Origin of the sequence: Pseudoalteromonas sp. CST2 (assembly GCF_028599385.1) — a bacterium.
GTDB lineage: Bacteria > Pseudomonadota > Gammaproteobacteria > Enterobacterales > Alteromonadaceae > Pseudoalteromonas > Pseudoalteromonas atlantica.
Window position 1 is genome coordinate 113,587 of sequence record NZ_JAQREO010000011.1, and the last position, 14,406, is coordinate 127,992.

A 14,406-nucleotide genomic window follows, 5' to 3' on the forward strand; every position below is an offset into this window, starting at 1 on the left:
CCCAAATAACCGCCATTGGTTATTTATAGCTATAATTGAACTGCTCAGCACCAAATTAGTCTTATGTTTATAATTTAACCGATTACGCAAATTACAGGATTTTATAGATATTATGGTATCCTATGCGCTAATTTTGCTTTTAATACTCTCAATATGGTGAGTCGATGCGTTTATTAAATTATTGTTTGAATTTTCTTACTAGCTGCGTAAGCCGTGTTTTGGTAAAAAGTAAGGTCCTTCCCCAAAGCCCTATAGAACAATATGACCTTAATCCTGAACACCCTACTTTTTATATAGTACGTTTAAATTCGCGTTTCGATTTAGCTGCGCTTACTAATGTATGTAAAAAGCATGGTTTGCCTAACCCATGCGAATATCAAACGTTAGGAAACCAAGAGCTGGCACGCTTTATTGGTATTAAAAATCCGCCGCCTTTATTTGGCGATACCGCGAAACCGACCGCCGCTTTATCGCAGGGTAAGCAAATAGTTGAGCATTTATTAAATAGCGGGCAAAAGAATGTACAAGTGGTGCCGGTAACTATTTTATGGGGGCGCGACCCAGGTAAAGAAAAGCCAGGCATTCGTACCTTAATTACCCACTCTCTTACACCTAGTTGGTTCAGAAAATTCTTTGTTGTGCTGTTTTCTGGGCGCGATAACTTTATTCGCTTTAGCCAACCACTCGATTTATCACTTATCGTGAACGAAAAAGCCGATGTAAATGAGCTACCACAAAAACTATTACGAGTTGCTCGGGTGCACTTTAAACGTCAAAAACTGGCCGCTACGGGCCCTAAAATGCCCTCGCGCGAGCAATTATTTAACTCACTTTTGGCTTCGCCGACAATAAAAAAAGCAATTCAAGATGAAGCAAAGTCAAAAGGAATAAGCCAAACAGAAGCCCGTCAAAACGCGTTAAAACTACTAGATGAAATTGCCGCTAATTACTCTGAGGCAATGATACGTGTAGGCGACAGAATTTTAACGTGGCTGTGGACTAAGCTTTATAACGGTATAGATATAAAATACACCGAGCAGATTCATGAGCTAACAAATAAAGGTCACGAGATAATCTATATGCCGTGTCATCGCAGCCACATGGATTACTTGTTACTTACCTATGCCATATACCATCAAGGTTTGGTGCCGCCGCATATTGCCGCGGGCATTAATCTTAACTTTTTCCCTGCCGGTGGTATTTTTCGCCGCTCAGGGGCGTTTTTTATCCGCCGCTCGTTTGCCGGTAATAAACTTTACTCAGCCGTATTTAAAGAATATTTAAGCCAACTATTTATTAAAGGTTACTCAGTTAAGTTTTACACTGAAGGCGGGCGCAGCCGCACAGGCCGATTACTACCGCCAAAAACCGGTATGCTCGCCATGACATTGCAAGCAATGCTACGTGGCATAGACCGCCCGGTTTCTATTGTGCCGGTATACATTGGCTATGAACATGTAATGGAAATCAATACCTACTTAAAAGAGCTTGCCGGTAAAGATAAAAAAGGCGAGTCCATTTTTGGTATTTTTAAAGCCATTAAAAACCTTAAAAATTACGGCCGTGGTTACTTAAACTTTGGCGACCCTATTTCTATAAACCAATACTTAAACGACAACCAACCTGATTGGCGCGATGCAATACACCCTACCGATGTGCAAAAGCCGCAATGGCTAGGCCCTCAAGTAGCCGCATTGGCCGACCAAGTAATGGTAAAAATTAATAATGCCGCAGCACTTAACGCTGTGAATTTACTGGCTATGATTTTGCTAGTTAACGACAAACACGCGTTAAGTAAGCCTAAGCTGTTAGCGCAACTAGATTTTTACTTACGCCTACAACGCGATGCAAGCTATAGCGATAAAGTCACCGCCCCCGATGAAACACCAGAGCAGCTATTAACGCACGCCATTAAGCTTAATAAGTTTGATGTTATTAGCGATGAATTTGGCGAAATTATTGCAATTAACGATAAAGAAAAAACCCTGTTTAACTATTATCGTAATAATATTTTGCACTTATTTGCTGTGCCAAGCCTTATTGCTTTGCACTTATTTAAGCAACACAGTAGTACGGTAGAGCAATGCCAAAAGCTTGTTTCTGCTTTTTACCCTCTGTTTGCAAAAGAATGGTATTTACAGCCGCTAGATGAAAACTACATAAGCCGTATTTTGGCTAACTTTAGCGATCAAAACTTAATTGAGCTTGATGGCGATACCATTCATGTTACTAACACGAATGATTCGTTAGCCAAACTTGAAATGCTAGGAAGGTCGCTTAGCTTTACGTTGCAACGTTATGCTATTGTTGTGGGCTTTATTCAAACCAGTAACGGAATTGAAAAAGCCGAACTAGAGCGTGAAAGCCAAGTACTGGCAAACCGTTTAGGCACCTTACACGGCATTAAAACCCCGGAGTTTTTTGATAAAAAAGTACTGGTAAGCTTTATTGATAATTTACGCGGTGAACTGCTAATTACTGAAGGTGAAAATGGTATTCACGGTAGTACACAACTGTGTGAAATATACATGTACTTAAAAACCTTATTACCTGCACGTATATGGCAATCGGTTAGCGACATAGTGCAAGATCAATGTAATTAGCGAGTTGCTGTAATTTAAGCTCTAATTAAACACCATTAAAAAAGCCTCAACATTTAACATGTTGAGGCTTTTTTGTACGTTTAGTTATTAAACAGCAACGCTACATAGAGACTCTTATCTCTTGGCAAAACCTTTAGCGAAAGCACTGCTAATTTGCGCTTAACGGCCAGTCTATTACCAGTAAGTCTAATCAAATTAACGCTGGCGCATCACCCCTTCTTGAATCGTTGATGCGACTAAATTACCTTGGCGGTCAAAAAACTGGCCTCTTACCAAGCCTCGCCCAGAACTAGCACTTGGGCTGTCTATGGTATATAAAATCCAATCGTCCATTCTAAATGGGCGGTGGAACCACATAGCATGGTCAATCGTTGCCACTTGCATATTTGGCTGCATAAACGATACGCCATGGGGCTGTAATGCCGTAGGTAAAAACTCAAAGTCAGAGGCATACGCTAATAAGTAATTATGAATGCGTTGATCGTCGGGCATATCGCCATTGGCTTTAATCCAAATGTGCTTTACGGGCTCAATAACCTCTGGCTTAAATGGGTTATGAAAAGTAACCGGACGCATTTCAATGGGCATTTCGCGTATAAACTTATTACGGATCACCTCGGGTATGTGGTGGGCGTTTTCTTGATAAAACTCAAGCGACGAGCGAAGCTCCTCTGGTGGCGGTACATTAGGCATGGTTGCTTGATGCGATAAGCCTTCTTCTTCACCCTGAAACGACGCAGTCATATAAAAAATAGGTTTACCGTATTGAATAGCGCTTACTCGGCGGGTGCTAAAGCTTTTACCATCGCGGATGGTTTCTACGTCGTAAACAATCGGTTTTGCGGCGTCGCCGGGGCGTAAAAAGTAAGAGTGTAATGAATGAACAACACGTCCTTTTGGTAGCGTTTCTTTTGCAGCAGACAATGCCTGCCCCATTACTTGACCACCAAATACCGCTCTAAACCCTAAATCTTGGCTTTGCCCACGATATAAACCTTGTTCAATTTCTTCAAGTGACAATAACGATAATAAATCATCTAATACTTGGCTCATTTGCTGTTCTCTCAATCCCCAGATAAGCTAATGATACTATACAATGCAGCTATGTAAATCTAACTAAATGAGTAACGCTATGAATTATTGGCTATTTAAAACTGAGCCCGACGCTTTTTCGATTGATGACTTAAAAACAGCGCCGCAACAAACCACCCTGTGGGAAGGCGTGCGTAATTATCAGGCACGTAACTTTATGCGTGACGATATAAAATTGGGTGACTTAGTATTTATTTACCACTCTAGCTGCAAACAAGTAGGCGTTGTGGGTATAGCCACTGTTACTAAAGAAGCCTACCCCGACCCAACCCAGTTTGATTTAAATAGTGACTATTACGATGCGAAAGCGACGCCCGACAAGCCACGCTGGTTTGTAGTTGATGTAACCTATAAAAGCCATTTAAACAAACGCGTAAGCTTAAAAGACATTAAAGCAAACGAGGCTATTACCGAGTTAGCCCTTAAAAAAGCAGGCCGCCTTTCGGTAATGCCAGTCACACAAAACGACTGGGAGCAAATAATAGCCATGAGCAATTAAGCTCAGTAAGCAAATATCAAGCTGTAATAGTAGCTAACCATTAACGGGCTAAAGCTTGGCTATGTTTGACCTCATTTGGCCGTGTTTGATACGATCCCCCGCGAGTTATAATTGGGGGATTAATGAAACTACTGTATTGGTTAGATGAATGGTTAACGCTTTGCCGTGATGAACAACAAACTAAGCTGCCTATGTGTGGCGGCGACCTACTCGGCGATGTGTATGTAAAATACGAATTTGTTGATTTAAATAAGCCCCTGCTTTTTACTTTCTCCCCCGCGGGCACCAACGTCCAAGAACACGACCTAACCGATGACTTTGCCCCTTGGGGCTATCACTTGGCGCAAAAACAAAATGTTAATGTTATTTCGTTCCAACATTTAGGCAAAAGCAATTGGTTTAGAAGCCGTAATTTAATCTTCTTTTTGGAGCAGCTATCAAGCTTACTTACACCGTTTAAGTGCCGCTTAGGCTATGGCCTTAGTCGCGGTGGTTTTGCTGTTGGCGCGTTTGCTAAATTACTTAAATTAGATCAGGTTTTATTTTTTCATCCTGTTAGCACCAAAAACACCGAAACAGTTCCGTGGGACACCCGCTCCAGCACAGAGCTTGCGCAGCAATTTGATTGGCAAAGTGAGTATAACGACCTCGATTTAGGCCATGCTAAGGGGTATATAATTTATGACCCCACCAATAAAATAGACCGCCTACATGCTAAGCGGTACCCACAACTGACTCATTTAAGAGTGTTTGGTATGGGCCACGGTACCCACGCAAGCTACCTCACTAAGTTTGGCTTTTACAAACAAGTGGCTGTTGACTTTATACGCCACCAGCAGATTGATATAGCGCAGTTTCGTTTGCAAACCAAAACCTTGCGCTTAAAAGAAGAGTATTATCAAAGCCTAAATAAGGCAAATGCGAGTTCGCCTCACCGCTTGGCGTTATTAAGTACAGCACATCAAATTTTAGCAGATGAAAAAGAAGTGCATGTGCAAGAACATCAGGCCAAAATAGATATTCAGCCGTTAATAGATGTGGCACTTAAACATCAAGATGAACACCCAAATGATGCTATTCAGTTATTAGAAGTTGCCCAACAAATAGTGCCAGATGATCCGCTGGTTGAGCACAAGCTCAAGCAGCTAGAATAGACCTATGACGGTTTATTCTTCTTTCTTTTTTTGTGACCATGCTTGGGCACAATCGTAAAATACATAAAAAGCCCCAACCACGAAAAAATAATTACGCCTAATAACCAGCCGTTTTTTTCGTGGCCTTGGGTGCGCTTACTATTAACCACTATCACCACGGGTAATATATAAGCGCTTAAAATAATTATTAAAAATACTACTTCATTCATTATTTAACCTAAGCCTTGGTTATTTGGCCAAGCTTTGCCAATCTACTTCATTTGTTAGCACACGTTCAAGGGCAATGTAGTGCAGGATATCGCCCGCATTTACCTTGTAATCAAGTGGCGGATTTAAATCCATATTTTGTGCACTTAAGTTATGCGCCACCCCTAACAAAATAGCATTATAGTCATGCTTAAAATGATGAAATAAAGTACCAAACTCCATCTCTTCGCATTCACTTGGAATAGCTAGGCTAAACTGCGTGTCGCCGTGCAATGTAGATAATAGCTCTTCTTGTACTCGACTCGAGCCTGGGTCTTGCATTGAGCGTACTAAAATCTCAGCCGACTTAGCGCTACTACACTCCACATTTTGGCAATGCTCAAGCAACATATCGACCTTGGTTTCATCTAAAAAGTGCGCACTAATATGGCACTCATCTTTAACTAAACGGCTAATACGCAGTGCCGTTGTAAATGTTTGGTCGTCATCTTGCCCATCAATAATAACTTTGTCGGCACGGTTAATAGCTACGCGCTCAAGCTCTTCTATATCGGTAAAACTTGTTAGGCGGGCAAAGTCGACATTTTCGTTAGTTAAAAATGGGTGATCCATTTGCTCAGTCACCGCCAACAAAATACGGCGGTCGGTACGTTTGGTATCGGCCAGGATATAATCAATCATTTTTTTTGTTCGGGTATCGTGCCAACCAAAAATAATAATGTGGTTGTTACTGTGAGCAAAGTTTTTATCACCAGTCATAGCGCGCCTAATTAAGTAAGTCACTGTTTGCCCTGTTTTTCCTAACAGAACACCAAATAAAGCTAATCCAAACGGAATTTGTATTAAAGCCACTACCCAACGCCCCAGCTCGCTGGTTGGGCTAAAATCGCCGTAACCCACTGTTGAGGTAGTTACTGTGTAGTAGTAAAAAAAGGTCGTAAACGAGGTAAGCGCTTGCTCATTTGCAATAAATAGCAGCCCCCAAGTCACTAACATATGAGCAAGTATTGCAAGCACCACGGCTTGCCAGCTCAGCTGATCGATATGAGCACGAACAAGTAGCGCTAGCCTCTTAAATATTACCGGCATGATACAAAATCTTTGTTAGTAAATTATCTATAAACAGTACGTTACTGTAAGCCATGCTTTTAAGCAACGTTTAAGCCTTTAAGTAAGGCCTGTTACCCTTTTAGGATTAAATTTTGTTCAACCTATAAGATACTCAGACCCTAAAATATAAGACTAAATGCGGGTTTGCTAATGTGCTAAGAGCATGATTAATTATAATAAGACTAAAAAACACACAGACACATTATGCTTAATAAAATTGCCACACCGTTTACCAAATTAGTAGAGCGCTACTTACCTGACCCTTTTATATTTGTCATATTGCTGAGCTTAATTACTTTACTCTCTGCCAGTATTTTTACCCCCGCAACACATATTGAAGTTATTAACGCATGGGGGAGTGGTTTTTGGAACCTGCTTAGCTTTGCCATGCAAATGCTATTAGTGCTGATTACAGGTTACATGCTAGCAAGCACGCCCATTATCAATTCGTTATTAAACAAACTGGCGGCGCTTGCTAATTCAGCGCCAAAAGCGATTATTTTAGTCACGCTTATTTCGCTATTAGCCAGCTGGCTTAATTGGGGGTTTGGCTTAGTTATTGGGGCTTTATTTGCCAAAGCAATTGCAAGGCAAACACAGGTCGATTACCGCCTATTAGTTGCCAGTGCTTATTCTGGCTTTGTGGTGTGGCATGGCGGCTTAGCAGGCTCAATTCCGCTTACGATTGCTACCGAAGGGCACTTTTCACAAAATAGCATTGGCATAATTAGTACCGAGCAAACCCTGTTTGCTGGCTTTAACATAGCCATACTTATTGGCTTATTTATTATTATGCCGTTGGTTAACCGCTACATGCTACCCAGTGATAAAAACAGCGTATATGTAGACCCAGCACTTATTAAAGAGCCCCCGCCCGTACATGAAAAAATTACTCGCCCTGCTCAGCATTTAGAACACACAAAGCTGCTTGGCATTTCGATTGGTTTACTTGGCCTTTGCTATTTAGGGTATTACTTTATAGTTGCAGGCGGTAGCCTAAACCTAAACAGCATTATTGCTGTGTTTTTGTTTTTAGCCATTACCTTGCACCAAACACCCCATAACTTGCTTAATAGCTTGCAACAAGCAATTCCCAGCGGGGCGGGTATTGTCATTCAATTTCCGTTTTACGCAGGTATTATGGCTGTGATGGTCGACAGCGGTTTAGCGCAGCAAATATCGCGTGGTTTTATAGCTGTTGCTGATGCCGATAGCTTGCCATTTTTTAGCTTTATAAGTGCAGGGCTTGTTAATATGTTTGTACCTTCTGGTGGCGGCCAATGGGCAGTACAAGCACCTATTGTTATACCCGCAGCGCAAGAGCTGGGCGCCGATATATCACGTGTTGCTATGGCTGTTGCGTGGGGCGATGCGTGGACCAATTTAATTCAACCCTTTTGGGCTTTACCGGTATTAGCCATTGCAGGGTTAAAAGCGAAAGACATTATGGGGTTTTGTGTAGTGCAGTTATTTGTAACGGGGGTATTTATATCGCTAGTGCTGAGCTTTTACTAACCCTTAATAACGCGCAGTATTTAGGTATACTGCGCGTATAGCGATTAGCTTGATAAAATCGTCATCGGCAGGCTCAGTATTGGGTTTTCTGAATCTGCAAAGTGCATCATTACTGCCACATGGCCTGCAACTACAATAGCGTACATAGCGGCTGAAAAACCTTGGCCGTATTTATCAAGCGGCAATAAATGCGAGTAATGTCGGCCGCGCCATTCAAATACGATTTCCAGTGCGCCCACAAACAAAAAGAATACCAGTAACATTAAACCAAATGTATAACTAAGCCATAAGCCAAATAACACGCCCAATAAGCACACACTTAAACCGACCCAAGATCGCATTGAAAAGCTGATACTTTTTAACACATGTCCGCCATCAAGCGGTAAAATAGGCAAAAGGTTAAACAAATTCAATAAGGCACTGAGTACTGCAACGCCGGCAAATATATCCATTTCGGTGGCGTAATATAAAACCACACCCAGCACTGAGGTAAATAAACCAAACGCTGGCCCCATGAGTGATATAACTACATCTTGCCAGCGCGTTGTTATTTTATCGTCACTAACAGCCAATCCGCCTACAAAAGGAATAAGGTAAATACCCTTGGTTTTTATGCCAAAGTATTTCATGGCTCTAACGTGTCCGTACTCATGTACCACTAAACAGGCAATTAGCATTAGTGCAAATTCAATACTAAATAACCAGGCATAGCCGGCAACCGATGCACTCGCTAAAGCCACCTTAATTACTTTTGCACTTTTAAATAATTTAAAGCCCAGTGCCGCTAGCCCTAAAAAGCCTTTTTTGGGCTGGCTATTTACCGGCGCAGGTAAAGCTAGTTCAGTAGCAAACACACCATCAACAAATAACGATAAAGACTGCTCATGAACATGTGAGCTATCAATCCCTATTTGCTTATTATCTAAAGTAAATTCGGCGTAATGCTCTTTGGGTGTTGTAAAGCTTATGGCCTGTTGATTATGAAATATTTGTACTATTTTATGCCCAGATACCATTAGCGTTAATGGTTGCTCTGCAAGCATGAGATCGATTTTTATCATGACTAAAACCAGTTAAAACAATGGCGCTAGTATACCGATGAATTTAAAAAACACGAATTGCCTTAAACTATAAGCGCAAAAGCACTTAGAAGATAAAAAATAATATAAAACTAAGCTGACAAAAGGCTGATCAGGCGCTATTTTTACAGTACTAATATATTAAGCAGTTACAAGGATAGAGCATGTCGATTTCGGTACCCAATATTTTAGTTGTGGATGACTCAAAGGCGATTTTAATTGTTATGGAGGCCATTTTAAATGAGCTAGGAGTCTCGAATAAAGTTACAAAATGCCTGAGTGCTCAGCAAGCGCTAACTCACGTAACCGACGATATAAACTTTTACGACATTGTATTTACAGACTTAAACATGCCTGAAATGGATGGTATGGAGTTTATAAGAAAACTAGGCGAGCTTAATTTTACAGGCGCAGTAGTTATAATTTCGGAAATGGATCATAAGGTTATTAACCTAGCCGCCAATTTAGCGCGCCATAGCAATATTCATTTAGTCGCAAATTTAGCTAAACCCGTGCAACTTAGCCAAGTAAAAACCGTTTTACAAAAAGCAAAGCACTTAGCAGTACATAACGACCTTTCTCATGCCTCTATTTCAGAAAAAGCATTGCATGAGGCAATCAATTTAAACGAGATAATCCCTTACTATCAGCCAAAAATAAATTCTCAAACCAGCGAAATAGAAAGTATTGAGGTGCTAGCGCGTATCGTTAAAACGCACACTGGCGAAATTATCTCGCCCAATCGGTTTATTTCGTTATCGGAGCAGTCGGGGCTAATTAATCAAATTACCTTTAGCTTATTTGAGCAAGCCACCAGCGACTTAAAAGCTATACGAACAAACATTGCTGCGCACCTAAAACTGGCTTTTAACCTATCTCCCACACAATTAGATGATTTAAGCTGTCCCAACAAGCTGATGCTTATATTGCAGCTCAATGAGCTATCACCTAGTGATATAATTTTAGAGATTACCGAGCAACATGCGCTGTCTAGCCTTTCTCAACTAGAAACCTTAAACAGATTAAGAATGCATGGCTTTGGCATATCATTGGATGACTTTGGTGTAGGTTTTACCAACATGAATCAGATTAAGCGTCTGCCTTTTACTGAAATAAAAATTGACCGTACACTTATTAGTAATATTGAAACAGATCAGTTTTCGCAAGTGGTGGTCAGCTCACTGGTTGATATTGCCAGTCAAGAGCAACTAGCCCTTGTGGCCGAAGGCGTAGAGCGCGCCGAAGAATCGCTCTACTTAAAAAACTACCGCACTAATTTAGCCATGCAAGGATTTTTGTTTACCTGCCCTAAAGCCAAAGACGATTTTATAGAGTGGGCACTAAACTGGGTAAATACGACGGGGGGCACAATTAAACGCTAACCTTCAACCCCGTCGTAATTATTTATTATCTCGGGGCGTGTCGTCATCTTCACTAACTATGTGCTCGCTGCTTGCTAAACGCTGGCGCCAGCGCTGCTTGGCGACCATACGCATATTGGTCGATTGGTCGCGCTCATCAACAATTTCAAGCCCCATAAGGGCTTCTATCATATCCTCTAGGGTTACAATGCCTTGCACATCACCGTATTCATCAACAATTAAACATATGTGAGTACGCTGTTTAAGTAAGGTTTGTAGTAGCGATGACACATTATGCCCTTCGGGTACCGTATGAATAGGCTTAACTAATTTGCTAATTTTATAATCGGTACCTAAGCGGTGATAAGCCAACATAATGTCGTTTTTATGCACAAAGCCAATTATGTCATCGGCGTCTTTATCAAATACTAACACGCGCGAAAATGATGACGAGCCATGCTCGCTCATGTACTGATCGACCGTTAACCCTTTATGCACTTTATACAGCACAGTACGCGGCGTCATTAAGTCGGTTAATTTAGCATGCCTAAAATGTAAAAGGTTGCGGATTATTTCTGACTCATCGGCATGGATTGCCCCAGTTTCGGTGCCTATATCTGCCATGGCTTCTATTTCTTGGCGAATATAAAAAGCCTCATCGTGCTTGGCCCCCATTAAATTAGTAAGCTTTTGAGCAAGCCACACAAATGGTTTTAGCGATATCACTAAAAAGCGTAAAGAATAGGTCACGCTAGGGGTTAAGGCACGCCAATAATTGGCCCCTAAGGTTTTTGGAATAATCTCTGAAAGTACCAATACTAAGAGTGTCATTATGGCAGAGGCAATTCCTACTGCCGCATCTGAAAAAACCACAGCGGCTTGCGCACCCACACCTGCAGCACCGGCGGTATGGGCCACTGTGTTAAGCGTTAGTATTGCAGCAAGCGGTTGATCTACATTATTTTTTAGTTTTTCGAGCTGCTTTGCAAGTTCAGGCTGTTTTTTGCGTAATAGCGCCACATAGCTGGGCGAAATACTTAACAGTACAGCTTCCATTACAGAGCATAAAAAAGAAATAACAATGGCAGCAACCATGTACACAATCAGTAAAGTCACTTTTTCTCCGATGAGTTGAACATATGGGCATGGTAACAATACATGCTATATTTGGCCAAATAACTATCAATAATAGGCACAAATATGAGAATTAGCTCACCTTGGACCACAAAAAATAAATTACTAAAACAAGCAGCTACCTTTTTTGCTCTTGGCAGCTTGAGCTTGACAGCAATAGCAGCCCCGCTTGATAAATCAAATATCGAGTTTATTGGCCCTTTAGGCGAAAACATGCAAGTTAAGCCCTTTCAAACACCACACGGCCAAGTCATTATTAATAACTTATTAGAGCAGTTGCAACGTAATACGCAAAGTGTGTCTGTATTTGGTAAAAAGCATAGCTGGCAGCCGTTTAATAAAGTAAACGCACTTACTTTAGGTGGCCTACAAGCGCTTAAGTTCAATATTGAAACAACCCGCTATAGCCAAGGCACATTAACTATAAAAGGGATAGAGAACGCTCAGTTGTTTATTGATGCCAAACTTCAAAAAGGCGATAACCACACATACTCTTTATCGTTAACTAATGGCTCTCATAGTGTGATTGTAGTGGCGCAACAAGTGGCTAACTGGAACAACGTTTCTCTCGATTTTGAACCCAAAGCCGACACTGACAACATTACAATTAACACCTCTACAACTAAGCGACTTTCGGCCGAGCAACTTTTTGATGCACCCACCATTAGTGGACTTTCTTTAGCGCCCGATGCTAAGCAATACGTTACCAGCACGCGCAGCTATTCAAATAAAACAGCTAACCAAGCAAACGTGGTAACTGAGCTTAAAAATAGCCAAAATCAAACCTTGTATCGTTTTGAAGGCCAGCAACCAAGCAATATGGTATGGAGCCCCAATAATCAATTTTTAGTTTATATGCTAGGGAGTGAGCTAAAACAGCTAAACCGTAAAAACCTCAGCATTAAAACATTGGCTAGTGAGCTTGAAGGCGCAAGTAACTTTAATTTTTATGATAATAACAGCCTTATTTTTAGCTGGTCTAAAACCCCCGAAGACAACAACAGCTTAACTAAGCACTACAAAGGTCTTCAAGATAGATGGTCATACGCACGCAACGTAAGTCAGCTCTATATGTTAGACACCAACAGCGGCTTAACCAAAGCGCTTAGCCAAGGCCCTATTTCGCATAGCTTTGAAGATGCAAACACTAATCGTGGCAAAGTATTAATGAGCCGCCAAGTTATGGTTATGCAAGCCACCACCCACCCAGAAACTGAACTGGTGGAACTTGACTTACAATCGAATAAAATAACCTCTTTTGGTAAATTTAAAACCTTTAACCATGCAAAGTACGCCAACAAAGATGTGTACGTTGTTGCTGGCCCAGATTTTAAAAATGGCGCAGGCCGTGCCCTTCCAAAAGGGATGTTAGCTAATAATTACGACGGCCAATTATACTTACTTAGCGATAACGGTAAAAACGTAAAAGCCCTTAGTAAGCAGTTTGACCCCGCTATAGGTGAATTACATGTGCTTGATAATGGCGATGCGCTTATAAAAGTAACAGAGCAAGATACCCAACCTTTGTATTTATATGACTTGAGCAAACAGCGCTTTAAAAAACTTAATACGGGTTTAGATATCGTTGAGCAATTTAGCTACTCGCACGAGAGAAACCCGCAAGTGCTACTAAGCGGTACCACAGCATTCACCCCTCAGCAGCTTAAACGCTTAAATATAAGTAAAAATAAAACAGACCTAATCTGGGACTCTAAGCCGCTTGCCTACGCTAATACACAAATACCGACTCTGGAAGAGTTTAACTTTACAAATAAAGACGGCGTAGAAATTACAGGGCGTGTGTACATCCCTACCAACTTAGATAAAACTAAAAAACACCCTGCACTTGTCTATTACTACGGTGGCACCTCACCGGTTACCCGTGGTTTTACAGGGCGCTACCCATTCAACTTGTGGGCAGCAAATGGCTATGTTGTTTATGTATTACAGCCAACAGGGGCAACTGGTTTTGGGCAAACATTTTCTGCTCAGCACGTTAACGCCTGGGGCGATTATACCGCTAGCGATATAATGCAAGGTACGCAGGCCTTTTTAAAAAAATACGATTTTGTTGATAGCAAAAAAGTGGGTAATTTAGGTGCCTCATACGGAGGCTTCATGACCATGCTACTTGCCACCAAAACAGACATGTTTAGTGCATCTATTGCGCATGCGGGTATATCAAACTTAACCTCGTATTGGGGCGAAGGTTGGTGGGGGTATTTATACTCAGGCGAAGCATCAAAAAATAGCTTTCCGTGGAATAACGCTTCGCTTTATAGCGATCACAGCCCTGTATTTCATGCCGATAAAGTAACGACCCCTTTACTACTGTTACACGGCGATGGCGATACCAATGTACCTGTTGGCGAAAGCTTAACCATGTATACCGCCTTAAAGCTTTTAAATAAAGACGTAGAACTTATTGAATATAAAGGCGCCGACCATCAAATTTTTGCTCGTGATAAACGCTTTGATTGGTGGAACACCATGCTTGCTTATTTTGATAAACAACTAAAAGGCGAACCACAGTGGTGGGACGCAATGTATTCAGATAAGTAACACAGCGCTCAGCACATTTTTAGCTAAATGTGCTGAGCTTTCTCACATAAACAGCAACCTTAGGTAAGCCGCCTTTTATATCTGAAACAT

Annotated in this window: 11 protein-coding genes; 6 read left to right on the forward strand and 5 right to left on the reverse strand. The window is 41.4% G+C overall.

Annotation, left to right across the window (positions count from 1 at the left end; genetic code table 11):
* Positions 1 to 164: 164 nt before the first annotated feature.
* A complete protein-coding gene (plsB, locus tag PSH41_RS14470; protein ID WP_029773518.1) occupies positions 165 to 2,603 on the forward strand; it encodes a glycerol-3-phosphate 1-O-acyltransferase PlsB in 2,439 nt (812 codons plus the stop codon).
* Between the two features lie 195 nt (positions 2,604 to 2,798).
* Here the strand turns inward: plsB and tesB are convergent, their stop codons facing one another.
* The gene (gene tesB, locus PSH41_RS14475) at positions 2,799 to 3,656 is read right to left on the reverse strand and encodes an acyl-CoA thioesterase II (RefSeq protein WP_004588683.1); all 858 of its coding nucleotides are present in this window, start codon (positions 3,654 to 3,656) and stop codon (positions 2,799 to 2,801) included.
* Between the two features lie 79 nt (positions 3,657 to 3,735).
* Between tesB and PSH41_RS14480 the strand changes: the two genes are divergently transcribed.
* Complete coding sequence (locus PSH41_RS14480; protein ID WP_064386703.1) at positions 3,736 to 4,194, forward strand: EVE domain-containing protein; 459 nt, start codon at positions 3,736 to 3,738, stop codon at positions 4,192 to 4,194.
* 122 nt (positions 4,195 to 4,316) lie between these two features.
* Positions 4,317 to 5,348, forward strand: coding sequence for a hypothetical protein (locus PSH41_RS14485; RefSeq protein WP_055255153.1), 1,032 nt, complete (start codon positions 4,317 to 4,319; stop codon positions 5,346 to 5,348).
* Between the two features lie 2 nt (positions 5,349 to 5,350).
* On the opposite strand, the gene PSH41_RS14490 is transcribed toward PSH41_RS14485, so the two are convergent.
* Both PSH41_RS14490 and PSH41_RS14495 read right to left on the reverse strand, forming a co-directional pair.
* The gene (locus PSH41_RS14490) at positions 5,351 to 5,557 is read right to left on the reverse strand and encodes a PLDc N-terminal domain-containing protein (protein ID WP_004588680.1); all 207 of its coding nucleotides are present in this window, start codon (positions 5,555 to 5,557) and stop codon (positions 5,351 to 5,353) included.
* Between the two features lie 19 nt (positions 5,558 to 5,576).
* Positions 5,577 to 6,644: a potassium channel family protein gene (locus tag PSH41_RS14495; protein WP_096738920.1), complete on the reverse strand. Its 1,068-nt coding sequence runs from the start codon at positions 6,642 to 6,644 to the stop codon at positions 5,577 to 5,579.
* A gap of 225 nt (positions 6,645 to 6,869) precedes the next feature.
* Between PSH41_RS14495 and PSH41_RS14500 the strand changes: the two genes are divergently transcribed.
* Positions 6,870 to 8,180, forward strand: a complete 1,311-nt coding sequence (locus PSH41_RS14500) for a short-chain fatty acid transporter (RefSeq protein ID WP_096738919.1) — start codon at positions 6,870 to 6,872, stop codon at positions 8,178 to 8,180.
* A 44-nt stretch (positions 8,181 to 8,224) separates the two neighbouring features.
* On the opposite strand, the gene PSH41_RS14505 is transcribed toward PSH41_RS14500, so the two are convergent.
* Positions 8,225 to 9,241 (reverse strand): metalloprotease, encoded by a 1,017-nt coding sequence (locus PSH41_RS14505; protein ID WP_054983958.1) that lies wholly within the window; start codon positions 9,239 to 9,241, stop codon positions 8,225 to 8,227.
* A 182-nt stretch (positions 9,242 to 9,423) separates the two neighbouring features.
* Between PSH41_RS14505 and PSH41_RS14510 the strand changes: the two genes are divergently transcribed.
* On the forward strand, positions 9,424 to 10,641 hold the full coding sequence (locus tag PSH41_RS14510) for an EAL domain-containing response regulator (RefSeq protein WP_004588676.1): 1,218 nt from the start codon (positions 9,424 to 9,426) through the stop codon (positions 10,639 to 10,641).
* Positions 10,642 to 10,659: 18 nt separating this feature from the next.
* On the opposite strand, the gene PSH41_RS14515 is transcribed toward PSH41_RS14510, so the two are convergent.
* Entirely contained in the window at positions 10,660 to 11,736 is a 1,077-nt protein-coding gene (locus PSH41_RS14515; RefSeq protein WP_004588675.1) for a CNNM domain-containing protein, read from the reverse strand.
* Positions 11,737 to 11,820: 84 nt separating this feature from the next.
* On the opposite strand from PSH41_RS14515, the gene PSH41_RS14520 reads away from it, so the two are divergent.
* Complete coding sequence (locus PSH41_RS14520) at positions 11,821 to 14,316, forward strand: alpha/beta hydrolase family protein (RefSeq protein WP_248451554.1); 2,496 nt, start codon at positions 11,821 to 11,823, stop codon at positions 14,314 to 14,316.
* The last annotated feature ends 90 nt before the right edge of the window (positions 14,317 to 14,406 follow it).